General features: G+C 36.7%; 32 protein-coding genes and 2 pseudogenes. 15 read left to right on the top strand and 19 right to left on the bottom strand.

Features of this window, described 5'->3' with window-relative positions:
* The first annotated feature begins 143 nt into the window (after positions 1-143).
* Positions 144-539 (top strand): glucosamine 6-phosphate synthetase, encoded by a 396-nt coding sequence (locus JIN86_RS10560; RefSeq protein WP_202341902.1) that lies wholly within the window; start codon positions 144-146, stop codon positions 537-539.
* A gap of 149 nt (positions 540-688) precedes the next feature.
* Here the strand turns inward: JIN86_RS10560 and JIN86_RS10555 are convergent, their stop codons facing one another.
* From JIN86_RS10555 to JIN86_RS10540, 4 genes are all read right to left on the bottom strand, one after another.
* On the bottom strand, positions 689-1,468 hold the full coding sequence (locus JIN86_RS10555) for a class I SAM-dependent methyltransferase (protein ID WP_202341901.1): 780 nt from the start codon (positions 1,466-1,468) through the stop codon (positions 689-691).
* Between the two features lie 136 nt (positions 1,469-1,604).
* A complete protein-coding gene (locus JIN86_RS10550; protein WP_004228847.1) occupies positions 1,605-1,820 on the bottom strand; it encodes a hypothetical protein in 216 nt (71 codons plus the stop codon).
* 160 nt (positions 1,821-1,980) lie between these two features.
* On the bottom strand, positions 1,981-2,514 hold the full coding sequence (locus tag JIN86_RS10545) for a GNAT family N-acetyltransferase (RefSeq protein WP_004228849.1): 534 nt from the start codon (positions 2,512-2,514) through the stop codon (positions 1,981-1,983).
* A gap of 103 nt (positions 2,515-2,617) precedes the next feature.
* Positions 2,618-3,469 carry a GNAT family N-acetyltransferase gene (locus JIN86_RS10540; RefSeq protein WP_004228850.1) on the bottom strand — a complete coding sequence of 284 codons (852 nt, stop codon included), beginning with the start codon at positions 3,467-3,469 and terminating at the stop codon, positions 2,618-2,620.
* A gap of 288 nt (positions 3,470-3,757) precedes the next feature.
* On the opposite strand from JIN86_RS10540, the gene JIN86_RS10535 reads away from it, so the two are divergent.
* Entirely contained in the window at positions 3,758-4,930 is a 1,173-nt protein-coding gene (locus JIN86_RS10535) for a multidrug effflux MFS transporter (protein WP_202341935.1), read from the top strand.
* Between the two features lie 67 nt (positions 4,931-4,997).
* Here JIN86_RS10535 and JIN86_RS10530 read toward each other — a convergent pair whose 3' ends face one another.
* A complete protein-coding gene (locus JIN86_RS10530) occupies positions 4,998-5,498 on the bottom strand; it encodes a hypothetical protein (RefSeq protein WP_225341028.1) in 501 nt (166 codons plus the stop codon).
* A gap of 95 nt (positions 5,499-5,593) precedes the next feature.
* Between JIN86_RS10530 and JIN86_RS10525 the strand changes: the two genes are divergently transcribed.
* A complete protein-coding gene (locus JIN86_RS10525) occupies positions 5,594-6,046 on the top strand; it encodes an NUDIX domain-containing protein (RefSeq protein ID WP_202341900.1) in 453 nt (150 codons plus the stop codon).
* A gap of 32 nt (positions 6,047-6,078) precedes the next feature.
* Here the strand turns inward: JIN86_RS10525 and JIN86_RS10520 are convergent, their stop codons facing one another.
* Positions 6,079-6,522 (bottom strand): GNAT family N-acetyltransferase, encoded by a 444-nt coding sequence (locus tag JIN86_RS10520; RefSeq protein WP_202341899.1) that lies wholly within the window; start codon positions 6,520-6,522, stop codon positions 6,079-6,081.
* A gap of 10 nt (positions 6,523-6,532) precedes the next feature.
* On the bottom strand, positions 6,533-6,865 hold the full coding sequence (locus tag JIN86_RS10515) for a MazG nucleotide pyrophosphohydrolase domain-containing protein (RefSeq protein ID WP_009371002.1): 333 nt from the start codon (positions 6,863-6,865) through the stop codon (positions 6,533-6,535).
* A 64-nt stretch (positions 6,866-6,929) separates the two neighbouring features.
* On the opposite strand from JIN86_RS10515, the gene JIN86_RS10510 reads away from it, so the two are divergent.
* The gene (locus tag JIN86_RS10510; protein ID WP_004228864.1) at positions 6,930-7,505 is read left to right on the top strand and encodes an LOG family protein; all 576 of its coding nucleotides are present in this window, start codon (positions 6,930-6,932) and stop codon (positions 7,503-7,505) included.
* A gap of 137 nt (positions 7,506-7,642) precedes the next feature.
* Here JIN86_RS10510 and JIN86_RS10505 read toward each other — a convergent pair whose 3' ends face one another.
* On the bottom strand, positions 7,643-7,840 hold the full coding sequence (locus JIN86_RS10505) for a transmembrane Fragile-X-F protein (RefSeq protein WP_202341898.1): 198 nt from the start codon (positions 7,838-7,840) through the stop codon (positions 7,643-7,645).
* A 112-nt stretch (positions 7,841-7,952) separates the two neighbouring features.
* On the opposite strand from JIN86_RS10505, the gene JIN86_RS23530 reads away from it, so the two are divergent.
* The 5 genes from JIN86_RS23530 (at position 7,953) to JIN86_RS10490 (ending at position 10,392) form a co-directional block, all read left to right on the top strand.
* Positions 7,953-8,192 (top strand): hypothetical protein, encoded by a 240-nt coding sequence (locus JIN86_RS23530; protein WP_237497211.1) that lies wholly within the window; start codon positions 7,953-7,955, stop codon positions 8,190-8,192.
* A gap of 75 nt (positions 8,193-8,267) precedes the next feature.
* Positions 8,268-8,492 carry a hypothetical protein gene (locus JIN86_RS23525; protein WP_237497210.1) on the top strand — a complete coding sequence of 75 codons (225 nt, stop codon included), beginning with the start codon at positions 8,268-8,270 and terminating at the stop codon, positions 8,490-8,492.
* Positions 8,492-8,614 (top strand): hypothetical protein, encoded by a 123-nt coding sequence (locus tag JIN86_RS23790; RefSeq protein ID WP_255538266.1) that lies wholly within the window; start codon positions 8,492-8,494, stop codon positions 8,612-8,614. The genes JIN86_RS23525 and JIN86_RS23790 overlap by 1 nt, the downstream gene beginning before the upstream one ends.
* 235 nt (positions 8,615-8,849) lie before the next feature.
* Positions 8,850-9,095 (top strand): YkuS family protein, encoded by a 246-nt coding sequence (locus JIN86_RS10495; RefSeq protein ID WP_202341897.1) that lies wholly within the window; start codon positions 8,850-8,852, stop codon positions 9,093-9,095.
* Between the two features lie 130 nt (positions 9,096-9,225).
* Positions 9,226-10,392, top strand: coding sequence for a Ger(x)C family spore germination protein (locus JIN86_RS10490; RefSeq protein WP_202341896.1), 1,167 nt, complete (start codon positions 9,226-9,228; stop codon positions 10,390-10,392).
* A 340-nt stretch (positions 10,393-10,732) separates the two neighbouring features.
* On the opposite strand, the gene JIN86_RS10485 is transcribed toward JIN86_RS10490, so the two are convergent.
* From JIN86_RS10485 to JIN86_RS10475, 3 genes are all read right to left on the bottom strand, one after another.
* On the bottom strand, positions 10,733-11,893 hold the full coding sequence (locus JIN86_RS10485) for an MFS transporter (protein WP_202341895.1): 1,161 nt from the start codon (positions 11,891-11,893) through the stop codon (positions 10,733-10,735).
* A gap of 179 nt (positions 11,894-12,072) precedes the next feature.
* A complete protein-coding gene (locus JIN86_RS10480) occupies positions 12,073-12,225 on the bottom strand; it encodes a hypothetical protein (RefSeq protein ID WP_202341894.1) in 153 nt (50 codons plus the stop codon).
* Between the two features lie 126 nt (positions 12,226-12,351).
* On the bottom strand, positions 12,352-13,005 hold the full coding sequence (locus tag JIN86_RS10475) for a hypothetical protein (protein ID WP_202341893.1): 654 nt from the start codon (positions 13,003-13,005) through the stop codon (positions 12,352-12,354).
* Between the two features lie 575 nt (positions 13,006-13,580).
* On the opposite strand from JIN86_RS10475, the gene JIN86_RS23785 reads away from it, so the two are divergent.
* The 4 genes and pseudogenes from JIN86_RS23785 to JIN86_RS10460 all read left to right on the top strand — a co-directional run.
* On the top strand, positions 13,581-13,712 hold the full coding sequence (locus JIN86_RS23785) for a hypothetical protein (RefSeq protein ID WP_255538265.1): 132 nt from the start codon (positions 13,581-13,583) through the stop codon (positions 13,710-13,712).
* A 10-nt stretch (positions 13,713-13,722) separates the two neighbouring features.
* On the top strand, positions 13,723-13,911 hold the full coding sequence (locus tag JIN86_RS10470; protein WP_202341892.1) for a hypothetical protein: 189 nt from the start codon (positions 13,723-13,725) through the stop codon (positions 13,909-13,911).
* Positions 13,912-14,031: 120 nt separating this feature from the next.
* Positions 14,032-14,652, top strand: coding sequence for a hypothetical protein (locus JIN86_RS10465; RefSeq protein ID WP_004228879.1), 621 nt, complete (start codon positions 14,032-14,034; stop codon positions 14,650-14,652).
* An 86-nt stretch (positions 14,653-14,738) separates the two neighbouring features.
* Positions 14,739-14,891: pseudogene (locus JIN86_RS10460) on the top strand (IS3 family transposase); the annotation flags it as partial.
* Between the two features lie 324 nt (positions 14,892-15,215).
* On the opposite strand, the gene JIN86_RS10455 reads toward JIN86_RS10460, so the two are convergent.
* The 5 genes and pseudogenes from JIN86_RS10455 to JIN86_RS10435 all read right to left on the bottom strand — a co-directional run bounded on the left by JIN86_RS10455 (position 15,216) and on the right by JIN86_RS10435 (position 17,828).
* Positions 15,216-15,554: an inorganic diphosphatase gene (locus tag JIN86_RS10455; protein ID WP_009370982.1), complete on the bottom strand. Its 339-nt coding sequence runs from the start codon at positions 15,552-15,554 to the stop codon at positions 15,216-15,218.
* A 17-nt stretch (positions 15,555-15,571) separates the two neighbouring features.
* Positions 15,572-16,156: pseudogene (locus JIN86_RS23960) on the bottom strand (DDE-type integrase/transposase/recombinase); the annotation flags it as partial.
* 2 nt (positions 16,157-16,158) lie between these two features.
* On the bottom strand, positions 16,159-16,527 hold the full coding sequence (locus tag JIN86_RS10445) for a helix-turn-helix domain-containing protein (RefSeq protein WP_004228886.1): 369 nt from the start codon (positions 16,525-16,527) through the stop codon (positions 16,159-16,161).
* A gap of 74 nt (positions 16,528-16,601) precedes the next feature.
* Positions 16,602-17,144, bottom strand: a complete 543-nt coding sequence (locus JIN86_RS10440; protein WP_225340902.1) for a hypothetical protein — start codon at positions 17,142-17,144, stop codon at positions 16,602-16,604.
* Between the two features lie 51 nt (positions 17,145-17,195).
* Positions 17,196-17,828, bottom strand: coding sequence for a hypothetical protein (locus JIN86_RS10435; protein ID WP_004228889.1), 633 nt, complete (start codon positions 17,826-17,828; stop codon positions 17,196-17,198).
* A 1,731-nt stretch (positions 17,829-19,559) separates the two neighbouring features.
* Between JIN86_RS10435 and JIN86_RS10430 the strand changes: the two genes are divergently transcribed.
* A complete protein-coding gene (locus JIN86_RS10430; protein ID WP_202341890.1) occupies positions 19,560-19,946 on the top strand; it encodes a tyrosine-type recombinase/integrase in 387 nt (128 codons plus the stop codon).
* On the opposite strand, the gene JIN86_RS10425 is transcribed toward JIN86_RS10430, so the two are convergent.
* Both JIN86_RS10425 and JIN86_RS10420 read right to left on the bottom strand, forming a co-directional pair.
* The gene (locus tag JIN86_RS10425; RefSeq protein ID WP_370568677.1) at positions 19,900-20,856 is read right to left on the bottom strand and encodes a PD-(D/E)XK nuclease family protein; all 957 of its coding nucleotides are present in this window, start codon (positions 20,854-20,856) and stop codon (positions 19,900-19,902) included. The two genes, JIN86_RS10430 and JIN86_RS10425, sit on opposite strands and share 47 nt — an antisense overlap.
* Before the next feature lie 12 nt (positions 20,857-20,868).
* Positions 20,869-21,609, bottom strand: a complete 741-nt coding sequence (locus JIN86_RS10420) for a sulfite exporter TauE/SafE family protein (protein ID WP_004228897.1) — start codon at positions 21,607-21,609, stop codon at positions 20,869-20,871.
* A gap of 93 nt (positions 21,610-21,702) precedes the next feature.
* On the opposite strand from JIN86_RS10420, the gene JIN86_RS10415 reads away from it, so the two are divergent.
* Positions 21,703-22,200 carry a DUF1648 domain-containing protein gene (locus JIN86_RS10415; RefSeq protein WP_202341888.1) on the top strand — a complete coding sequence of 166 codons (498 nt, stop codon included), beginning with the start codon at positions 21,703-21,705 and terminating at the stop codon, positions 22,198-22,200.
* A 55-nt stretch (positions 22,201-22,255) separates the two neighbouring features.
* Here the strand turns inward: JIN86_RS10415 and JIN86_RS10410 are convergent, their stop codons facing one another.
* Positions 22,256-22,885, bottom strand: coding sequence for a type 1 glutamine amidotransferase family protein (locus JIN86_RS10410; protein ID WP_202341887.1), 630 nt, complete (start codon positions 22,883-22,885; stop codon positions 22,256-22,258).
* Positions 22,886-22,933: the final 48 nt, after the last annotated feature.

Here is a 22,933-nt window from a genome sequence, read left to right as displayed (position 1 = left end):
AACTAACGTTATCATAACTGTCAACTGAATTCAAAGCGCACGCTGTTTTACAGAATCGCAGCCTTCAATAGAAAATATTATCGTAAGCTAGCAAAAATGCAAAAGAAGATGTTAAAATATTCACATAGAGGGGGATATAACATATGGGGAAATTAAGTAAAAGAAATATATTGTGGATTGTGCCAATCGGTATCTTAGCGGTATTTTGGTACTTCTATGGTCCACAAAAAGATATTACCGACAATGAATATATTACATACGTAAAAAACTATTCCTATGAAAATAGCACAAAAACTTTGGAGAGTGCCTTTGCCTCTGCCTGTGAAAATCCATATTGGGTCTATTTTGAAACACAAAAGGGACAGGATGTTGTAGAGTTTGAGGGTGATTGCACGGTTAACAATGAAGTAGCCAAGGTCAATGTACAGTTTCTTGTAGACAACGACATCACAAGTATTCAATCAGGTGCAATGCTTGTCGATAGTAAAATGCAGGAAGAAGCAGACCGCGATGAATTTTTGCTAGCACTTGCTAAATAATGAGGGTTTGCTCTGGGAAAGCGGATAAAATGTGTAAAGTAGTGGATAGCAATCCTAAAGTGACGGATAGCTCTGTGAAAGCGGAGGAAGATTTTGATGCTGCAATCGAATAAAAATGGAGAGGGTTGATCCTCTCCAGAAGGTGGTTATTATTTTTTCTTAGCGATCCAAATCGTCCATCGATCCTTTTCCATGATGGAACCTTCTGTTGTGATCGCATTCCTTATATCCTCAAGAAGGGTCGATAATTGGTTGTCATTCAATTCATGTAATAGACTACGCCCCACCCTGCCCTGTAAATCAGCCAATAATTGCTCCTTATTGGCATAGACCTGTCTCGTCTCCCATAGTTTTAACTCACTCATTTCTTGAAAGCCTACTTCTTGTAAGCTTTCTGTCACCAACTGACTAGTGTGTCTGCGCTCTACTTCCTTTTGAATAAGCGAAGGAAAACTTTCAAAGAAATAGCCCCTTATATGATGAGCATCCCCTGGAAGTAAGCAATCCTCTGGGGTGCGATCCTGTACGATAAAATAACCGCCTTGCTGTAAAAGCCGAAAAGCCTCTTGAAAGCATGTTTTGACATCTTGTATATGATGAATTAAGGCTCGTTCAAGCACGATATCAAAAGTATCCCCTGCAAGCCCTGTATTGAAAGCATTTCCTTGGACAAATGTGATTTGCGGATATGCTCGACAATTTTCTTTCGCTCCGTCTAGCATGGCTAGTGAAAAGTCTACACCTGTTACAGATGCCACCCCCATGTCGACAAGTGCCTTGGCATAAATTCCTCCGCCACAGCCGATATCTACGGCCTTTCCCATACGATGAAAAGGAATATGTTTCGCTAACGCTGCCTTCCATAAGCTATCTGCCTGTCTTGTTGTATAAGACGTACGATGTTGCTGATTGTGGAAATCAATCCCCATTCTCTTCACACTCCCCTTTATTTTAGTGTACTAGTAGATCACCCATAAGAAAAATCTATAATTATTATAAAAATTCATAAGATTACCTTATCAAATGAAAAACCCCATGCAAGGTTATGCATGGGTTGAGCTACCATTAACTATTTCTAGTAGGATGGGAGGACTTTAATATGGTCCGTTCAATTATTCTAATTTCGTTATTTAGTTTTGTAATCGCCGCTTCAATTTGTTGATACCGCTCCATTCGCTTGACCTTCTCTGTTGGAATGGAATCCTTTAAAGCAGCCTGTCCTGCGTATAAGCTTGACAGTAAATCTAGCTTTTGAAAATAAGCTGTGCTATATTGCTCCATAACACCCAGCCCCTCATCTGTTACTTTTTTACACGAACTTATGAATTGTTGTTCATATAAGAACTATAACCGAAAAAAGCAGCCTCAAAACTCGATCTAAATTATTATTTATTATCCATTTCCAAGTAAATGATTATTCTATAAAAGCGCTAAAGCTACGTTAATCATCTTTTTTTAACAAAGAATAGATAAATGTATCATGTGCTTGTCCCTTTTGAAACATATAGTCCCTCAATATACCTTCCTGTTGGAATCCAAGCTGAATTAAAAGCTTGGAAGATGCCTCATTCTCTAAAAAAACAACGGCTCCAATCCTGTTTAAGTTCATATCCCCAAAAGCATAAGCAATTACTTTCTGCACAGCTTCTTTTGTATAACCCTGCCGCCAGTAATCAGGATGAATTTCATAGCCAATTTCTGCTCGCTGATGTGCCGCTGACCATAAATGGAAGCCAACTGTACCAATCACTTCATTCGAGTCTTTTCGTTCAATTCCCCAACGAATCCCGCGCTTTTCCTCAAAGGTTTTGGCAAATTGCTTGATTAATTGCTCGGCCTGCTTTAAGTCGGCAAAAGGCTCCTGCCCATAATAGCGTGTTAAAGCCTCATTGGAAAAGCAACGAAAAATTGCTGGAACATCCTCCTCTGTGAGTTCTCTTAATCTCAGTCTTGCTGTCTCTAATTCTGGAAACATGCTGTTCCCCTCCTCTACCATCCATATCATTCTCTACTCTTCCTTCAAAATCCTTTTTTAGCAACATAAACGTGCAAACCTCAAAGTAGGCTTGCACGTTTGATTAACCAAAGGCTTGTGCTGCTAGAGCAAATAATGTTTGATTTCTTGTAGGTATTTTTTTGGCATTACGGATCATGACAGGTGGTGTTGCAGCCATCGTAAAACCACTCTGTTGTAAAATTGGACCAAGCTCCATTTGAACAGATGGACAGTCGATACGTAATTTCCCCTGATAGCCCTTAGCCAATTCATTGATAATATCATGCGCTATTTCTTTACTTGGCGCGACGATTGGTCCTAAAAGAAGATAAATCGGCCCCGCGATCGTTAAGCCATAGCCAATCATTTGATTGTCTTGATTTTTCACAACAACACAGCGCTGTGCCTGCTGTATTCTTTTACGCAGAAAGATTCTTCTACTATCCCCAAATGCTGCTGCATCAAGTTTGGCAAGCTGTTCAAAATCCTGTTCTTGAAATTCTTTGATGGTGCCTAAAAAATCGGATTCTCTTGTCGTCTCAACAAATTTGTCTGCCAAATATTTATGTACATGCTCAACCGTCGTGAAGCCCATCTTTTGATATAAAGGTTGTCCTTCTTTTGTAGCTACGAGCATAATCGCTGTTTCCACTGAAACACTATCGATACAGGCTTGTATAACAATTCTACCTAAGCCAAAACCTCTGCATTGCTCATGCACAATCACCATGCCAATGGAAGCTACATTTGTATCGTAGGGAATAATGGCTGCACAGGAAACTATTTTTCCTTCCCTATTTTTATGTCCTACTATTCTACCTGCTGCCATAATCGTTTCAATTTCGTAGGCATCGTAATCCCATCCAACGGAAGCTGATAGCTCGATTAATCCCTGAATATCGGTAGAAGTAAATAAAGTTAGCTCAAAATTCAATTAGATACACCCTCTGTCATCCAAATTCAAAAGAACATATGTTCCATTTTACAAAATCCCCCTTCCATATACAAGCAATATCTTTTAGCTTTAGCAATTATTACTATATAATTATTGTAAAATAGCCTATAATAGTTGCTAGACTATGCACTCCTACTTCAAGCATATAAAGGTGATTTCAACATGACATCCTATGAACGTATTCTTATAATGGTCCCGCCGTTTCCCTAGCTACGCAATCTACTTGTATCTAACAAAGTAGAATTTTGCTTGTAGGAGGGCAATATGTTGAAAAAACAGGCAGTACCATCTTTATTATTAATGATTGTTCTTGTGGCTTTTCCACAGATTAGTGAAACGATATACACACCATCACTTCCGGACATTGCCTCTGCACTTGGTGTAACCAATAGCTCTGTCCAATTAACATTAAGTATCTATTTTATTGGCTTTGCATTCGGCGTTTTCTGCTGGGGATGGATTTCTGATTTGATTGGCCGTAGACCTGCCATGCTAGGCGGTTTAATTTTTTATGGAATAGGTAGCCTACTCTGCTTTTATGCAGAGACAATTCCTTTTCTATTAGCAAGTCGATTGCTACAAGCATTCGGCGCTGCCACTGGCTCCATTATTACGCAAACCATTTTGCGTGAAAGTGTGACGGGAAGTCAACGCCATGCAATGTTTGCTCAAATTTCAGCCGTCATTGCCTTTACCCCAGCGGTAGGGCCGTTGATTGGTGGTTGGGTGGATCAAGCACTAGGCTTTCGAGCCGTGTTTTTTGTCCTTGTCATCATGAGTATTTTGTTATTTATCTATGCTTATTGCAGACTTCCAGAAACAACCAATCCTGCAACAAGACAAAGAACTGCGATTTTGCCTGTCGTCAAACGCATTTTCGCTTCACCCATCGTGCTTGTCTATGGTCTACTAATTGGAGGCATCAATGGTATTCTATTTAGCTACTATGCCGAAGCACCCTTTATATTCATTGAGCATTTCCGACTGTCACCTGGCCTGTACGGATTTCTTGGCATTATAGTTGCCCTTGCTTCCATAATAGGGGCTATGATTTCAAAGCGACTCGTCATCAGCCATCCGCCTCAAAAAATCATCCATGTTGGCTGTTTGGTAATGCTTGGTGGCACTTTGCTTTTGACCATCGTCTGTACGCTACCTTTACACGCGAGCATGATGGCCATCGGTATGCTGATTACTATTTTTATCACACTGCTAGGCTCGGGCATTGCACTTCCTAATTGCTTAAGTTTAGCGTTAGTAGATTTTCAGGATGTGATTGGCACAGCAGGCGCTATTTTTAGTCTCGGCTATTACTTACTCGTCAGTGCCATCACATCTGGCATGAGCTTACTGCACAACGGTTCTTTACTAACAATGCCACTTTATTTCTTAGGTCTATCCTTGATGATGTGGCTTGGCGGGAGAAAGTTTATTCGATAATGGAAGAAAGCGGGCTTCCAATCCTATAAAATAGATGAGCCACCCTAAAATTTTAGGGTGGCTTCTCCTATCCTTGAAAATAATAATCCAACACTTCCTGAGGGGTATGAAAAACTTTGTTGCTTTGCGTATTATAAAGAAATTTGGGATTCGTACAGGCTTTCTCTAGACTTTTTGCTTGCTTTAGCTTATCCGTCATTTGCTCAATAATATCTGTGTAGCCATCGAGCTGGTTTGAAATTTTCGGTAGCATCGTTGGTGAGATATCGAGTACAATAGAGACTTGATCCTCAGCATAACTATTTAAATTGATAAAAAAGCATTCTTCCAAATGCTTTGAATGTTTGTCTACATTAATGACAGCCTCTTGATAATTGGCGATTAGCCCTGTTGATGTATTCGTAACTGTAAAACCTTGCTGTGTCAAATGCTGTTCAACCAGCTTTAAAAACTGCTCGACCTCTGCATCTAGCTTTGGTGTAACATTGGATTGAATTAAATCATTACATTTCTGATAAATGGTATCTATTTCAGTCTGTTTTTCGACAAGTAATTTAAAATTAGACATTGAATACACGCTTCATCTCCCCTTTTTACTAAGGTAGACATTCATGAAGCGTTTTAGTCATGATCACGAAAAATAACAATTAAAAGGAGAAGTCGATGATTAGAAATTCTGTCAAAGCCATCATCATCATGGATGGGAAACTATTGCTAACAAAAAATCAAGATGTCGAGGGCTACTTTTACCTTTGCCCAGGTGGTGGACAGGAGCATGGAGAGACCTTTCACAAGACATTGCAAAGGGAATGCCTGGAGGAAATTGGCTCCTCTGTTCACATTGGAGAGTTGTTATTTATCCGTGAATACATCGGACAAAATCATGAGCATGCCGCCTTTGACGCTGATGTACATCAGGTAGAATATTATTTCCTCTGTCAGGTAAATGCGCAAACTTGTCAACCAACCAATCCAGATAGTCTTCAAATTGGGACACAATGGATACCGATTGAAAAGCTTCATACATATAGACTTTACCCCAAAGCACTTATCCAACCGTTACAGAAGTTTATACGAGGACAGCAAACAACAATCTATTTGGGCGATGTCAATTAAAACAGGCTGTCTATTCCTTAGACAGCCTATTCTTAAAGAAGCACTTTCACCATCGTATAATAGCTACTGCCTGGTGGATAATCTTTAATTTCCCCCACTACTTGATAGCCATGTGCTTCATAAAAGGTACGCGCTTGAAACTCGTAGGTTGTCAGTAGGGCTTTTGTTGCCCCCATATCCTTGGCTACTAACTCTGCCTGTGCTAAGAGTTTTGTGCCAATTCCCTTTCCACGATATTCTTCACTAAACCAAAATTTATGTATTTCCACCCATCCCCAGTAGACTTCAGCTGTTATACCACCTATCCATTGCTGCTGCTGATCTGTGACGATTAACTGTAAAGGAAGAACCGCATCCTTCTTTCTACTTTCACGATGATGAGGAGATTGCTCATTATTATAGGCACGAATTTTATCGCTTAAAAAATTCGTAAAATCCTCATGCTGTTCCCGTAAAACCTCTACTTGATATTCCATCTCGCTCCTCCTATTCCTGATAACGCTTTAACAGCTTGTCTTGATGAGCTGCAAATATTTTTTCTAATGGAATATCGTACTGATTAGCAATCACGATAAGATTTCCTAGGACATCCCCTAGCTCTTCAATTAGCTCCTGTTTATTTTCTTCAAAGGATTGTGTTTTTTCATCTGGTCGATCTCTACCAATCTCGATTGCTCGAATCGCCCTTGCTACCTCACCTGTTTCTTCTGCCAAGAAGCCAATACGTGTAAAAATATTAAGCTCTGACCAGCCACGTGCTTCATAGTAATCCTTTACCCAGCGTTGAAAGTCATTTAGTTCCAATTCTACTTCCTCCATTTCCTTCCTCTTCAAAATAAATTATACTATAAAAGAATTCGATCAGATATGGAGGAAATCAGCTATGAAAAGTATTGCCGTATTTTGTGGATCCAGTCTAGGGGCTTCCGACGCTTATCGTCAAGGAGCGATTTTACTAGGAAAAGAATTAGCTAAAAGACAAATTACGCTTATTTATGGTGGTGCTTCTGTAGGCATCATGGCAACAGTAGCGAATACAGTGCTAGAAGAAGGCGGCAAGGTCATTGGGGTGATTCCGACATTATTAGAAGAACGTGAAATTGCGCATCAACAGCTGACAGAGCTGATTGTTGTAAAGACGATGCATGAACGCAAAAGTAAAATGATGGAATTAGCAGATGGCTTTATTGCCCTTCCTGGTGGACCTGGAACATTAGAGGAATTTTTTGAAGTATTTACGTGGAATCAAATCGGTCTGCTTCAAAAACCTTGTGCTATTTTCAATATGGAACGCTATTTTGATTTATTAATATCATTCTTTGACCATATGCAAAATGAACAATTTTTAAAAGCACAATATCGTGAGGCACTTATTGTTGATGAGGACGCAGCAACCCTATTAGATAAATGCGAAAGCTTTGTTCCTCCAGCTGTGAAAACCTATGAATTAAGCAAATAATAACGTGGTGAGGTTGGACCTAATTGGACGAACCTCACCTCTTTATTGACCTAATCTCCACTACTATCCTACATGACAACGCGAAAAAAATGATGGATCTAGTCGTTCAGATTACTAGCGATTTGGCTACTATGATTTCATAAGTCCGCCTTCTTTTCCCTCTTCTTCACTGCTACCACAGCAATCAATACCATCCCAAGCTTCACCACCCCAATAATGGCATACAGACTAAACGAAAGAATCGCTGGGAATAAGACGAACCACCACGACCATGTAATTACTTCTGTTAGCTTTAATACGATAAAGACAATGGTCAACACCTCAGCAATGCCCATCTTTTCACCACCTTACTACCCATTCTTGACTTTATAGTGACTATATACCTTACGCTAAGGAATATAGCAGGAAAAATTCCCCTTTTTTAAATCATACAACAGGATGTGTAAGATGCCGAATATTTTTGTAAAAAGCGAGTTTGCCCCTTTAAAACGAGTTGTCATGGCGCAATCGGCATTTGCTTTTCCGGCTAAGGAGGCTCCACCAGATGATGAATTTTTAACAGAAGAAACTTTAGCTCTTTATGCAAGCGTTGATACACTCGGTAAAAATTTTAAAGATGTCTTTCCAGAAAGACAGCAGCAAGGGGAATTGGAACAAGCAATTTTAAACAAAGTATTAGAAAAATAGAACTAGGGGTTCCCTTCGATTCCCACATAGACGCAACGAAATTTTGCCCGTACGCAATCTTTTAGCGATGTCTCCATGCCAAAGCCTGATATGGCAGATGGTTTGGGTGCTGAGGGTGGCGATGTGTTAGTATTTGATAATACGATTTTCATCGAAAATTCAGGAATAGCCTCCAATAAAAATGGTGTGCAATGGCTGCGTAGTTTAGCAAGTAACTTTGATTATTCGGTGATTGGAGTGCCACTTCATCCAACCATTCTTCATCTTGACTATGGCTTAGCCTCGTTAGAGAGGGTCTAATGATTGTCTGCGAGGAAGCACTCATTGATGGTATTCCCGAACAGCTAAGAGATTGGGATAAAATTCACGTTTCCCTAGAGGATGCCGCAAAACTTGCTACTAACGGTTTACCTATTGAATGAAGAAGTCTATATGACAGACAAAGAATTTACATGGATGGGCAAGCAACTAGCGAAGAGAGGTGTCACCGTAGAATATGTTGATTTTACGATTTCTCGAAGCTTTGGCGGTTCTTTTAAATGTAGTACACAACCCCTATTACGCACGGATCTCTAGCAATTATCTCTCCCCACTAAAAAATAGTATGAATAATGAGCAACCTGAAATGGCACATTACTTGTAGGAGGTGGACAAGAAATGTCTAGAATTATTGGTGTGGAACAATCATTAACGAATATCGAGGATGCTTTAAAAGCACAAGGCTATGAAGTCATCCAGCTTCGCAATGAAGAGGATGCGAAAAAATGTGATGCTTGTATCATTACAGGTCAGGATCGTGATGTCATGGGAATTAGTGATCCAGTTATGGAAGGTCCTGTGATAGATGCGGATGGACTATCGGCAAACGAGGTCGTTGAACGCGTCCAAAAATATTTCCACTAAAATCATTAGTGCTGTCTTTACGTCATTTTGACGAGAGCAGCACTTCCTACATACTAAATGGTCGCTACTTATAATACCTTGCGTTCTTGTACAAACTAATATACACGAACTTCAAAAAGTAGGGAGATATATGAGCCAAAAACAGATTGCACTTGTTATTTTAATGCTGACGACTACACTACTGCTATCCGGCTGTTGGGATGTAACAGAGCCACAACGAATGTATTACGTACAAGGTGTGGGGGTTGACTATAAGGATAATGAATATACAGCATACTTACAAATTATCAACTTTGCTAACGTAGCGAAAACAGAATCAGCTAACCCTAATGCAGCGCCTACCGAAATTGGTCAAGCCAAGGGTAAGACAATAGAAGAAGCCATTTACAAATTGTATCGTTCAATGGACCAAGAAGTATTTTGGGGACATATGACCTTTCTTCTCTTCTCAGAGAGTGCTATGAAAGCTGAACATGCGATTGCGGTTATTGATACTTTTCTACGCTTTCGAGAGACAAGATATCATATTTGGGTTTACTGTACCCAAGATCCTATTGAGGATGTTTTATTAGTTTCTCCATTGTTAGAGAAATCACCAACTGCCGCCAAATTAAGTAATCCTAAAAATACAGCGAAGCAGGAGTCATTTGTAGAGCCTGTTACTTTAAGACAGCTCGTCATTGGCTTAAATGAGCCCAACCACGAAATGAAAATTCCTTATGTAACCGTCAACGAAAACTGGGAGACAATGGATGGCCCCAAAAAAGAAACCTTTTTTGCTGGCGTTGGTATTCTTTCAAAGGATAGTTTTAAAGGCTATATTAAAGGCAAATCTGCACGTGGAATAGAGTGGATGAATGATGAAACAAAGCAAGGAGAAATCACCGTCGAATTAGAAAATAATGAAAAAAGTGATTACTTAACCGTCGATATTAAAAAGCTAGATGTTAAAGTCAAGCCAATTGTGAAAGGTAATGATGTAAAGTTTGAAGTAAATTTAAAGTTCGATACGATTTTAAATGGTTTTAAAGGGAAGCTGACACCCAATCAGGTAAGAAAAAAAGTAGAAAAAGCAGTCAAGGAAGAAATCCTAACTACCTTTGAGGAAGGACTAAAAATGGATGCGGATATCTTTCGCCTATCCGAATATCTCTATCGTAGTAATGTAAAGGCTTGGAAGAGATTAGAGAAGGATGGCAAAATTCCTTTAAGCAAAGATTCCATTAGCAAAATCGATATTCATATTAATAAAGTAAGCCCTGGCCGTAAAACATTTGCAGAAACAATTACTGAATAATAGGTAGAGACCATCCAAATGGCATGGTCTCTTTCTTATGGCCATCTTGTCATGCTCTATTAATGGAAAAGATTTAGGAAAATTTTAACAGACAGGAGATCAAGACGATGATATAAAGGTTTGGAGGAATAGTTTGGCGAACAAAGAATCTATATTATGTAAAATAACCGTAGATCGAAACCTTGATGCTAGAATTAAACGATGGGAGTGGGACAATCTTTAAACCTCAAAACCTCTAGAGAGTATCAAATTTGGCAAGTTTATCAGGGCTAAAGATCCAATACGTTTTATAGTTCAAAGAAAAATGGACCAGCACTTGAGACTGGTCCTTCTTCCTATATTAATGGTTTGTTTTCTTATTAAGAATGTAATCCCGATAGACTAACAGAGCGACAAGAAGGAAGCTAAGGCTAACAAGACGGAAAATCATTTCTATACTTATCCATTCGGCTAAAATTCCTAAGATAAATGCGCTCATACCTACCCCAACATCGAAGCTGGAAAGAAAAGTGGCGTTGGCTGCACCATTTTTGGCTTCACTTACTTTTTGAACAGCCCAGGTTTGTAGGCATGGCATAACGGTGCCATAGCCTGCACCAAATAAAATCGCGGCGATCATCAATGTGAAATTATTTGTAGTATAGGATAACACGATTAATGATAGAAAACCGAAAATCGCTGACACAATAATGATCGACCATGGTCCATGCTTATCAAACCATTTTCCTGTAAATGGGCGTATTAAAGTGGAGACAATTGCGTTGATAAGAAAGAATAGAAAAATATGCTTTAATCCCTTTTGTTCACCAAAAAGAACTAAGAATGTAATAATGGCGCCAAAACCAAGCGTCGTCACAACAGTCAATACTGCCTGAAACCTTACTTCTTTTTCAAATAACGCTTCTATAAACCGAAATGGCTGCTTGTCATTTTGAGTAGGTGCCGTTGCATGCACAAATGAAAGCATTATGATCGCAAATAGGCTGAGGAAGGCTGACGACCAAATCAGCGTGTGAAAAGAAAAGGTACTGTAAATAAGGATCCCGAGACTTGGTGCAACAATCGCTCCCACGGTTGTGGATACCGAGAAATAGCCCATTCCCTCTCCTAATCGAGCTTTAGGGATACTATCTACAGCCATTGTACTATTGGCTGTCGTGGATACACCCCACGCTGTTCCATGGAAAAGTCGGAGTAATAGGAAAATCCAAATCGTGTGAAGCAATGGATACAGCATTGTAATTATGAGTAAGGCTATACTTGCCACAATCGCTAGTTTTTTCCTCTTATGATCCATTAAATAGTACCCTACAAAAGGTCTTATCGTAATGGCACCTAGTGTAAATACCGTCGTCACCAAGCCTACTTGCATCGGATTGGCGTTTATGCTTAATAAATAGGCTGGTAAAATAGGCAATAGCATTTCAAATCCTATAAAAATGAAAAAATTACTTAGAAATAGAAAAAGAAATGATGAAGTAAAAATTGGTTGTTTTTTCATAGTAAATTCCTCGCTTCTAATTATTTTTCTAAATTAGAAGCGCTTGGAACACTGCAACATTCCTTAATTGTCTTAGTTTTTTAAGCAATTAGCTCACCCTCTCTCAGTTTTATCACAACAAAAAAGACGCCATGAAACCGGCGTCTACCAATTACTTTGTATGGTTCAAAAGTCATTTTTCACACATGACTAACAAAGGCAAAAAGCTTCCGGTTACTACCTTCACTATGCTGTTTTCTTAAAAAACCACAGACTGGTCCCTTTGAGCCTAAATCATCTAATTGTAAAAATGTCTTTACCTCAATCGCCGTTCTTCTGAAAATCGTTTCCATGACTTTTTGCCTCCTCTCTCAAGATCAATTGATAGCTTACTATAATTTAATACAAATTTACCATAAAAGCAAATGCAACGTTGAAACTATGTATTAGACGCAAAATATTTTCCTCGCATCGACTATTTATAAAGTTCTTTCCTTGTCACCGTCAATTAATCGAACATGCACTTTGGAGGAGCTACCTCCCTCTATATGATTAGGAACATTTGTTAAATTGAGTAATTCCTTTAGATGAATAGCTTTCTCACGATTAGCCTCGATGGTCACATGATATGGCCCTGCTATATTCATAAGTGAGTTCATCCGCTTATCGCCTTTAAAAAAATTCGTATCGATAAATTGTAAATCAAAGGACACAGCTTCATTGCTTCGATTATGTAAAACAAAGGTACATTCCCCATTCATGAAGTCTTTTCTCACCATATCAAAACGACATTCTCCATCCCCTTTGTATGAAATGGCCATAATGCCACTAGCAAAGGTTTCTTGGTATGCCACGATAAGCCAATGAGGTAAAAATGAATAAAGTAATACTACAATAACAAATGTTCGAAAATGATATTTGTTGATGCTCCTAAGTAGTAGAATCATAGCAATTATAAATAAAATCGAGCCAAAGATGCCAAGTAACACGTATCCATCTTGTGTTTCGATAGGAATTGACATGAATGTAGTATGTGCCATCATCGCTTCATTGTAAGGATACGGAAAAAACAGACACATACAAATACCCAACATAACGATTGACCCTATGAACGCCTTTTTATTGTTCAGCATATGCTGCCTCCTTTCTAAGGTAATATATAAGAATCACATACCAAATTTAACATATATACTCTAAATAAGGAATGAAGCCTATGAAAAACTTCTATTTTAAAAATAGTCAATCCGTAGAAACATAAAGTGATATTTTATTGTTGCTAAGTTCTGTGCACTTATATTTTTTAGGGATTGTATTAGATATTGGACGACCGATAAATCTAATCCTAGACTTTTCTGGAGCAATTTCCTTCTGCTGTAAAGACATTAGAAAACTCCGTTTTAGCCATAGGTGCTTGTGTTGGCAATATCCAACTGGCGCAATGATGTGGTTGTGCATTGTAGACCTTATCTGATTACTGTTTTTGGCAGTCCTATTTCATTGAATCGACGAATGTGAATTTACAAAATATAATTCTATTAAATTAATGGCATTATGTAATTATATGTTATATTTATAAAATATAACATATTAGAGTAATATATTTTTAGTTGAAGGGAGGACATTGGCAGTATTTTTAGCTTTTCACATCCTAGTTAAACTTTAAATCTTCTTTATTAGTATTAAAAATTTAATTTAAAGGGTGGTTAAAATGAAAAAATATTTTAAAATTTTGTTTGCATTAAGTGTTATTTTTGTTATAGGAAAATCCTTTTTTAATATGAGCCATGCTCAAGCGGAAGATAAAATTTCAGAAAATACTGATAACACTTTAAATGTATGAAGCAAAGAAAATGGAAGAAGACAACAATGTCATTACACCGTTCGGTACTTTTTGGGGTTCGGATGGAACAGCGACATTTAATTATATGCCAACTGCAAGATCCTTCTCTTGGACTCTAAATATCCCTGCTGCATCAGGAGCATTTTTATCTTATGTAAGCCCTCAAGCATATGATAACGGGATACCTTTCATGTACTAGTAATAACTGTTTGAACTATAAATAATTATTATTATGACGTTTGAAAAAAAGGTATTTAATTATAAATACTATACCTAATCTAATCCAATAAAGTTTTATAAAAGAGTGAGGTGCAAATTCATGTTTGATTTAAATAATGCTAAAAATAATCAACTCAATTTAGAAGTTACAGCTCCATACTCTTTAAATTATCTAATATTTATACAAAACTTATTTTTAAATAATAGTAGTAATAATAATCCGCAGTCTCCATTCCCTAATTTTAACAGCTCCGGTTGGGGTATCTTACCTCAAGAAAAATTTAATATTAAATTTAAAGAGATATGGAATGAAGTTATAAATAATACTGTGCAAAATCAATATTACGATAGTAATGGGGTTTTGGAAAATGAAAGTACATTCTACCGACAACTATTTGATAGAAACGAAAATGGGGAGTTTGGATTTTCAGAAAGTGTTAAATTATTTTTATCTTGGTGGAATGGATTCCATGGGAAAATAGCTATAGAAAAATTATTTGAAAGTGTAGGCGGACAAGTAATATATAACGAGTTATCACAGTCTCAAATATTGTATGATCTTAATATTAAACAATTTAAGATCAATATTATTTACGATAAACAACGATTATTTCCTACAACTTCATCCTTATCTTTTGCAGTTTTACCTATTCAAGAACTTTTTTTAAATAGTACAGATATTGTGTCGAATTTATTAGGTATTGAGGAAAATTCGAACTGACCCCTTCGGGTTAGACAAAATAAAAAAGCATCTTCAATTGAATTTAGGGTAATGTATCCTGAAATCTATTGGAGGTGCTTATTTTCATGAGAACGAGAGTGAGTTATCCACAAGAAGTAAAATTAAAGGCAGTTGAAATGAAGTTACAAGGTATTCCTACAAAGGTTATATTGGAAGAGCTGAACATTCGTAATGACACCCAAATTGAAATATGGACACGTTGGTATGAAGCAAGCGACCATTTCGATGACTTTTTGGTCACTTGCTCAATTTTTCATCATATTTCTGCACACATAGCTCCCTAAAATTACAGCCACGACAGTGCCATTTTTCTTGTGTTTGTTCAAAGTCCTCGAGGTCTACGGGCTCGTTGGAAAAAATATCAGCCTGATAGTTGACTATAACTTTCATAAAGTTTCAGTGTAAATCAAAAGCTGTATTTATTAAACGAACTTCAATCATTGTGTTTTCATTATTAATCACCGACTGTTATTAAAAGTTTGAGTGTAGTGAACCTCAAAAGTTAGACTTATTTCGGAGAGGAGTTACTCCTCTTCGTTATTTTAATTTAAAAGTTCAATTTTTGAGTCAAACCATTGTTCCATGAAATTTATTTGTTCTCTAATTTGCTCTTTTGTGTAATTTTCATCCTCTGAAGTAACGACCCATTTTTCTTCAATGTCATCATTTCTATGGACAATTGCGATAAGTTTACCTGTAAATTCATCTATTGGCCCCTTTAGCTTATTTGAAAGGATATAGACATCCTGTTCCTCTCCATCGCCACCAATGATTCCAGGTACGTAGCCATAATTTATCGGATAGATATTATCAAAACCATCCTTATAGCCCATTGGCCGATCTACTATTATTTTCAACTTTTGTAGTTTATGAAGTTCCATAACGACTTTTGTCCTTTCTATGCAGCCAATCTTACACGATAGGTGCCAAATTTACTCTTTATTCGCTTGTAATTATAATAGTAGATATACTTATCATTCGCTTGTTTTATTTCTTCAAGACTAGTATAGATAGTCCCATAATACATTTCTTGTTTCAGTAGGCCAAAGAAATTTTCTTTTGGCGAATTGTCTAAGCAGTTTCCTTTTCGAGACATGGTTTGAAATATTTTATTGTTTTCCAGTAGAATTGCGTATTGTTTCATATGATACGCCCATCCCCGATCTGAATGAAAGGTTCGTCGGAAAAGGCAATCTGATGTTCGTTCAATTGCCTCTAGTTGAGCGTCGTGAATTGCTTGTACGTTCGGTCGTTCAGATAATCGATAGGAAATTATTTCACCATTAAACATATCTAGAAATGCATCTAAATAAGCTTTTTTAATGGTTACTTTTCCACCTTCTCCAGTAACGACATACTGAAATTCAGAGGTATCCGTTGTCAATTTTTGATGGGGGATGGATGTATGGAAACGGCGGTGAATACGATTCTTCTCAACCGTTCCAACATTGCCTTTGTATGTACTATATTTGCAAGATTCCCGTTCTAATTCTTGTTCACGCGATAATTACTTTTCTTCCTTCGTTTTCTTCTGTTTGTCTGACATGGATGGACGTCCTTTAAAACCATCGAGTCATTTGGCAGATTGAATTTATGAGCGACATCTCGGATAGATTCCCCACTATTTAAATAATAGTTTATTACATCAAGTTTAAATTGAATAGTGTAATCCGAACGTCTTTTCTGTTTTCTAAGAGAATCAAATCCTAATGCAGTTACTTGCTTCAACCACCTTCTCACCACTCCATGGCCTGAGGAAATACCAAATAGAAGAGCTATTTGTCTATAACTTCCATGCCCTTGAAAGTAGGCTTCAACGACTTTTTTCTTAAACTCATAATCGTATTTTGCCAAAATAAATACACCCCAAAAGTTAGATTTTTGGTCTAACTTTCGGGGTGCTGTACATTTGAATTTGGTTTTGGTATTTATTCATCAAAAAAATCACCTTTGAAAAAAGGTTTAATTCCAACTTCTCTAAATAAATATTTTATTGGATGACAATCATCGACCAAATTTTTGTTGGGAATTAAAATTTTCTCCCTAAGTTCTTGAAATATTTCCGGATTAATTTCTGGAAACCATTCTTCATAAATCATATGTTTATCCTTTTCTATCAAAATTAAATACACAACAATAATCTCAAACATATAAGGAAATTCTTGTTTAATATTTTGATAGTTATCTAATAATGAAGTTATATAATCCTCAAAATTAAAAAATTTTGTTCCTTTTTCATTGTTGTATTTTAAACGTTCCTTTTCAGGTTTAAAGACAAAAGTAGACTTATTAAACCAGTTGCCTAACATGCATGTAAAAATTAATAATGCATATTTTTTAGTTTCTTTATCATCATCATTAAAATATTTAAAATACTCATCATAAATATAATTTTTGGCAGTGGTAAAATACCCAATTTCAATCCCAGAAATAGTTTGTTTCACATTTTGTATAATTTTATTATTTTCCATACCATAGTCACTTTCTTTTAAAATTTCCATAATATAGATTATAACACACGTTTAGAATACAGGGAACATTGATACAATAATCCAATCATACTTTGAATATGACCCTGACCATGAACTCCCTTTTTGAATTGCAACCCTAACTCTTTGTCCTTCTTTAAACGAAATAAATTCTTTTGTATAACGATCTTTAACTGTAGGATCTTTTATCAGTTCGTCTGTTCCATTTATTACTTCCATTGCGATATCCATAGATTTTGCTGGATAATAAGCATATTTGAATTGTGATTTCCATTCATTGTTTACTTGAGTTTCATATTTTATTTTCCCCTTAGAAAACTTCATATGATACTCATAAATATGACAATAACCGTAATTTCTAGTTTTAGCTGCTGGCATTACAATCTTTGAACCAGAGGATGATGTTGCCACCTGATCTTTCATCGGTGACGCTGCTTTCATTGCCTCGTTCTCTTCAACAAAGTTTATTTCATCAGTTGGAATTTCGCTTTCAGGCACTTCTATAGGTTCAAAACCGTCCATTGGACTTAGAGTGTAAACACCACAGTAATCTTGTGCCTCTTTTTTTACTAACTCCGATAATATATCATCATTAGCTTTTGCTGTTACAGGAATTACTAATATAGTCATAAATAAAACTATCAATAATCCGCTAAATTTCTTCATTTTTTCCACTCCTTTATTTTTTCGGGTACACCGCAATTGTATAATTTTACAAATTAAACTTAAATAGTATTTAATTACCTTTTATTAAATGACAAATAGTTACAATTTATAAAGTGTTAAATCACCAATCCATTGCCAAAGAACCTCCATTCTTTAATGATGAAGGTTCTTATATTGTCATCTACTTTTTCAAATCAAGATTCTTCTATAATAATATTTAATTTATAATCAAACATGACTTTAGTAGTGTTAAAAAATACAAATGAAATGAAATAAATTTTAAACCCAACTAATACTTTCTGCTGTTTTATCTATTAAAATGTTACGTTTACACAATACATTATGAAATATAAGCTTTTCGGCTATGTCTTCCCATTCATAACAGTCATCTGTATCCAGTAACGCATATCTACAATGGTATGCTTATCCTCACCAAACTCGTTGTATAAACTTCCACAGTCTTGATGATACGTTTTAGGTTTTGGTAGTAGTCATCATTGAATAGAAGCATTAAGTCACAAATCACCAAGGCTTTTTTATGTTGTAATTTATAAAAAAATACATATTAAGGTGATTCTAGTGACATTTATCAGAAAATACTTAAATATTGTTTACTTCGTTATACTTTTTTTACTTTTGTCTGTTTCGGATTATTTCAAAAAAGGTAATTGGGATTTTCTTAATAATCTCTTCTTTTCTTTATGGGCAGTACTTGTTTATGCTTTTTTAAATTGGGCATGGAATAGTAAAAAATATGAAAAGAAATAGCATACTGTTCATTAACTCTAAGGATAATCTGCAACTCTTTCCCAACGGTTTATCCCATTCTTAATGTTTGGAGATCCTATCTAACACAATCGCTAGTTCTTGTCGCTCTCCAATGTTTAAATACTTTTCAACATCAAGCTCATTAATTATTGTATAATGTCTTTCTTTTCCTTCTAAAACTGTATCTTCAAATGTGGGCTCTCCTTGTGATTGTTTAAAAATAGCTGCAACTTCCTCCTTAATTCGTGGATAACTGTGTTGTGCATTTCCATTCTCCCTTCTGTACAAAATTTATCAAATATTCACTGCGTATCTACTGCTAGTTGCACACATCTCAGGTAAATTTGCTCATACAAATGCTTCGGCAAATGGTGGAGGAACAGAGTTTCCACAAGAGTTGAGAGCACGTGGATTGGCATACATGATACTTGTTCCCTTTTCAAAAATAATACAAGCTCATAAATTGCAAGTAGTGAATCGTTATGAGCTAGCTGATTTTCTTAACGTAACTGAAGACTTTTTAGATGAAGCTCTTGAAGGGTACAAGAGTAAGTAGGATTTATATGTATCTATTGATAATTTCACTATATATTTTGAGACATTAGGGGTATTAGAATTAATTAATTGGTTTGAAACACCTTTTAATCGTTATGGAACATAAAAATTTTTCACCCTTAACAGAACGTACACTCCCTTAAAGGTGGTGGTTATTATTTAAATTTAACAGCAACTATAAGAAATTAAGAAAGGAGAATAATTATGGCAAGTTATACAGTTTTACCACCTACCAAGAAAGGAGAACTTCGAATAAATGTTACTGTTAAACATGGGTATGATGAAGAGACGGGTGAACGACTTATACTAAAACCATACGTATGAAATCCATGTCTGATCGTGCAATAAAGGAAGCTATTACAGATTTCGAAATCGAAGTATCAAATAAGAAGATGAAAAGTTAAAAAAGTGGAATTAAAAAATAAAATGGGTGACGCTTGGAATCCGATAAAAGATGATGATGGTACTCCCTTAAATTTAATCTTTACAAAATCAGATGGTTATCCATCAAAACCTGCTGCTATAGATCTTGCTTGGAGAAGAATTATTGAAAAGTATAGTTTACCAAAGTTGAATTTTCACGCTTTACGACATTCATATGCCTCATTTATGGTCAGTCGGTATGTAAATTTTAAGATCATACAGGAGCAACTAGGTCACTCTGATATAAAAATGACAATCAATACATATAGTCATTTAACCCAAAAGAATAAAAATGAAGCAAGCGACCATTTCGATGACTTTTTGGTCACTTGCTCAATTTTTCATCATATTTCTGCACACATAGCTCCCTAAAATTACAGCCACGACAATGCCATTTTTCTTGTGTTTGTTCAAAGTCCTCGATGTCCACGGGCTCGTTGGAAAAAATATCAGCCTGATACTTTTTCATTTCTAAAACACTGCGCTGAAACGTATACAAAATGTTCTCCATATCGATGTCTGTAAAACTATATTTCTTGCGCTTGCCTGTTAATAAATATTCATTATAGACCTCGATTTGCGCTAGAGACACACGGTATTTTTGCTGAACATAGTAAGCGTAGAGGGCTAATTGCTGACGGTCATCATCAGATTCTCCACCGGTCTTCCAGTCAACAATAATCCATTTATCTCTCAGTTCATCATAATAATGAAAGTCCATAACAACAAATACCTGGACATCTTCTATTTTCATGGAGCGGAATTGCTCTGGCTCCCCGATACGGAGAGAGCCTTTTTGTGAGGTGATTTGCTGGAATGTTTCACTCATTAAAAAATGATTAAAGACAAGTTGTAAACGTTCTTTATAGTCTTGCACTAGCTCAGGAGAAAGGGTGCCATGATAATAGATTTCCTGCATCATATAATACTTATTTGGTTTTTGCCTCCAAAATTCAAGACGACGAGTGGAGTCAATAAAGGCTGCATTCAGCTGCCCGCGCCCCAATTGAATTAGCTCCTCTACAGTGGGAGCTTTTCCTGTTTGTAAATAATCATTAATGGCCTGCTCAATGTATCGATGGACAATTTGCCCAAATAAAATAGGCATCGATTGCAGCTTTTTTAAGCGATACACCTGTTGATGATATGGCTCCACATTGTAACTGAGCCACCCGTTATGTGAAAAGTAATATTCATAGCCGTATTTGCGGGCGCAGCTTGTCAATGTTTTATGACGCGATAGCGACCACGAAAAGGTCGGATAGGGAGAAATTTCAAACAGGACAGTCACCTCCTAAAGCTGATGGATGAAATCATAAACAAGCTGTATGATCAGCACAATCGTTACAATGCGCAGTAAAAGCTTTACCTGATGTGCTTTCACTTTTCTGGCTAGTACAAGCCCAATTTGTGCGCCAATCGTCGAGCCAATCATTAAAATAAGTGTTAACGGCCATTCGATTTTCCCTGTAGCAATATAGGTAATCGCTGCTCCTGAGCACATTGCAAATACCCCTACCCGTGATAGCCCGACTGCTTTAATATAGGAAATCTTCTCATGTGCATATGTATAAAGCGCCAATGTACTACTGCCAGGACCAAACATACCGTCATAAAAGCCAACCCCAAGAAGGATCGGACCGTTTTTTCGATTCATCGTAAAACGTTCCTTGTCGCCAAAATCAGCTCCCCCCATAAAGGACATGACAAGCGCAAAGCCAAGTAAAATAATAGCAATGAACGTTAATGATTGACTACTCATGAATGAAGCGAAAAGTCCCCCCAATGTACCTCCGATTAAAGAGACAAGTAACACCGAACGCATTTCATTCCATGCTAATTCCTTACGTTGATAAATTGTATAAAAGCTTGAAAAAGCACTCACCATATTGGACACTTTATTTGCGCCAATAGCAGAATGGACGGGTACACCCATTAGCATCATCGTTGGCAAGGTAATTAAGCCACCACCCCCAACTAACGTACCAATGACATTCCCAATGATGCCAATAAGTAAAAACAACAAGTATTCCATAATATCCTTCTTTCCCTAACACAAAAAGCAATCATTCTATGATACAGTATAACAGATTGTTATTATCAATGATGATGGAAATGAGGAGCAAGGATGCACATACAACAAAAAACACCCACACCACGCTTTTGTCACCAGCTAACAGTTATTGTGGCGACTATTTTTTTAGCTGGTATTACAGCTACACTTATTCAATATGGCAAGCTCCCAGTCACGATTCCTGTCTTGCAAAGCTTCACGAGTGACCATGCCCAATTCGGTCCAAAAATCGCTATTTTTTATTTACCCTTTGTCGCTCTTATGCTCTTTCTACTTTTACACTATTTAGAGATAAAGGCCGCTTATCCTGTGATGCGTAAAAATAAAGCACCGCTATCCCATAGACAGCGACAAAATGGCATCCTAACGTTTTGTCTCATCAAAAATAGTATTCTATTGTATTTTACCTACTCCCTTTTCAATGATCTTATGGTGGCTTTAGGACGCGAACGTATTTTACAACAATGGCATGCTTACCTATTTTTACTGCTGTTATTTGGCATCTTCATGATGGGTATTGTGCGAGGCATTTTGTTGGATAAAAAAAGTTAATGTAAAACAAAGAGAGCATGTTTTAACAATGAGCATGCTCTTCTTAGACTAATTATTATTCAATGGATGTCATTAATTCATAAAAATATTTTTTCTCCTGCGTCTCATAAAGCTTATACCAAGCATGTAATGTTTCAGGTGTAAAAACATCGAGCAGCCTCAAAACATGGTAGGCAAAATCCAATGGTGCAATGCCAGATGCCGTTACTAAATTCCCTTCAGTTACGGCTGGCTTCTGTTTAAAATGTTCATCCCCCATATAATGTGGACAAAGCATCTTCAAGTATTCGAGATCGTTGCTCGTATGTTGTCTTCTATCAAGCAAACCAACCTTTGCGAGACCAAATGTTGCACCACAAATTGCAGCTACGAAAACATCTTCATTCAACGCTTTGGAGACTTTATTCAATACAGGCTCATGAATAGATTCTAGCCATGTATTGCCTCCTGGAAGAATCAAGATATCCATGCTATTCAAGTGACATTCAGCAACGGTCATCGTTGGAAGTATGGTGATGCCACCCATCGTCGTAACAGGACTTCTATCAATCCCTACTGTCATCACCTCTAAAGGCTCTAGCCCCTTTTTAAAATATCTACCTGTATTTAATTCGGCCATTAAATACCCTATCTCCCAATCTGCCATTGTATCAAATACATAAAGATAGACTTTTCTTGTCTGCATAATAAACACTCCTTTTATTGAAACTATGCTTAGTATAAAAAAACTTTA

The sequence above is a fragment of the Lysinibacillus sp. HST-98 genome (genome assembly GCF_016757845.1).
Classification (GTDB): domain Bacteria; phylum Bacillota; class Bacilli; order Bacillales_A; family Planococcaceae; genus Lysinibacillus; species Lysinibacillus capsici.
The sequence above is the reverse complement of the archived record's forward strand: the minus strand, read 5'-3'. Positions and strand labels throughout refer to the sequence as shown.

Excerpts from the sequence above, each read along its gene's own strand:
- JIN86_RS10485 (WP_202341895.1), bottom strand. The coding sequence starts at position 11,893 with ATGAAAAAACAACCAATTTTTACTTCATCATTTCTTTTTCTATTTCTA.
- JIN86_RS10490 (WP_202341896.1), top strand. The coding sequence starts at position 9,226 with ATGAGCCAAAAACAGATTGCACTTGTTATTTTAATGCTGACGACTACA.
- JIN86_RS10470 (WP_202341892.1), top strand. The coding sequence starts at position 13,723 with ATGGAAGAAGACAACAATGTCATTACACCGTTCGGTACTTTTTGGGGT.
- JIN86_RS10545 (WP_004228849.1), bottom strand. The coding sequence starts at position 2,514 with ATGTTTCCAGAATTAGAGACAGCAAGACTGAGATTAAGAGAACTCACA.
- JIN86_RS23785 (WP_255538265.1), top strand. The coding sequence starts at position 13,581 with ATGAAAAAATATTTTAAAATTTTGTTTGCATTAAGTGTTATTTTTGTT.
- JIN86_RS10420 (WP_004228897.1), bottom strand. The coding sequence starts at position 21,609 with ATGGAATACTTGTTGTTTTTACTTATTGGCATCATTGGGAATGTCATT.
- JIN86_RS10440 (WP_225340902.1), bottom strand. The coding sequence starts at position 17,144 with ATGGAAAATAATAAAATTATACAAAATGTGAAACAAACTATTTCTGGG.
- JIN86_RS23525 (WP_237497210.1), top strand. The coding sequence starts at position 8,268 with ATGCCAAAGCCTGATATGGCAGATGGTTTGGGTGCTGAGGGTGGCGAT.
- JIN86_RS10560 (WP_202341902.1), top strand. The coding sequence starts at position 144 with ATGGGGAAATTAAGTAAAAGAAATATATTGTGGATTGTGCCAATCGGT.
- JIN86_RS10525 (WP_202341900.1), top strand. The coding sequence starts at position 5,594 with ATGATTAGAAATTCTGTCAAAGCCATCATCATCATGGATGGGAAACTA.
- JIN86_RS23530 (WP_237497211.1), top strand. The coding sequence starts at position 7,953 with ATGCCGAATATTTTTGTAAAAAGCGAGTTTGCCCCTTTAAAACGAGTT.
- JIN86_RS10480 (WP_202341894.1), bottom strand. The coding sequence starts at position 12,225 with ATGGAAACGATTTTCAGAAGAACGGCGATTGAGGTAAAGACATTTTTA.
- JIN86_RS10530 (WP_225341028.1), bottom strand. The coding sequence starts at position 5,498 with ATGTCTAATTTTAAATTACTTGTCGAAAAACAGACTGAAATAGATACC.
- JIN86_RS10410 (WP_202341887.1), bottom strand. The coding sequence starts at position 22,885 with ATGCAGACAAGAAAAGTCTATCTTTATGTATTTGATACAATGGCAGAT.
- JIN86_RS10435 (WP_004228889.1), bottom strand. The coding sequence starts at position 17,828 with ATGAAGAAATTTAGCGGATTATTGATAGTTTTATTTATGACTATATTA.
- JIN86_RS10475 (WP_202341893.1), bottom strand. The coding sequence starts at position 13,005 with ATGCTGAACAATAAAAAGGCGTTCATAGGGTCAATCGTTATGTTGGGT.
- JIN86_RS10515 (WP_009371002.1), bottom strand. The coding sequence starts at position 6,865 with ATGGAGGAAGTAGAATTGGAACTAAATGACTTTCAACGCTGGGTAAAG.
- JIN86_RS10505 (WP_202341898.1), bottom strand. The coding sequence starts at position 7,840 with ATGGGCATTGCTGAGGTGTTGACCATTGTCTTTATCGTATTAAAGCTA.
- JIN86_RS10550 (WP_004228847.1), bottom strand. The coding sequence starts at position 1,820 with ATGGAGCAATATAGCACAGCTTATTTTCAAAAGCTAGATTTACTGTCA.
- JIN86_RS10495 (WP_202341897.1), top strand. The coding sequence starts at position 8,850 with ATGTCTAGAATTATTGGTGTGGAACAATCATTAACGAATATCGAGGAT.
- JIN86_RS10520 (WP_202341899.1), bottom strand. The coding sequence starts at position 6,522 with ATGGAATATCAAGTAGAGGTTTTACGGGAACAGCATGAGGATTTTACG.
- JIN86_RS23790 (WP_255538266.1), top strand. The coding sequence starts at position 8,492 with ATGATTGTCTGCGAGGAAGCACTCATTGATGGTATTCCCGAACAGCTA.
- JIN86_RS10510 (WP_004228864.1), top strand. The coding sequence starts at position 6,930 with ATGAAAAGTATTGCCGTATTTTGTGGATCCAGTCTAGGGGCTTCCGAC.
- JIN86_RS10455 (WP_009370982.1), bottom strand. The coding sequence starts at position 15,554 with ATGGAACTTCATAAACTACAAAAGTTGAAAATAATAGTAGATCGGCCA.
- JIN86_RS10465 (WP_004228879.1), top strand. The coding sequence starts at position 14,032 with ATGTTTGATTTAAATAATGCTAAAAATAATCAACTCAATTTAGAAGTT.
- JIN86_RS10555 (WP_202341901.1), bottom strand. The coding sequence starts at position 1,468 with ATGGGGATTGATTTCCACAATCAGCAACATCGTACGTCTTATACAACA.
- JIN86_RS10415 (WP_202341888.1), top strand. The coding sequence starts at position 21,703 with ATGCACATACAACAAAAAACACCCACACCACGCTTTTGTCACCAGCTA.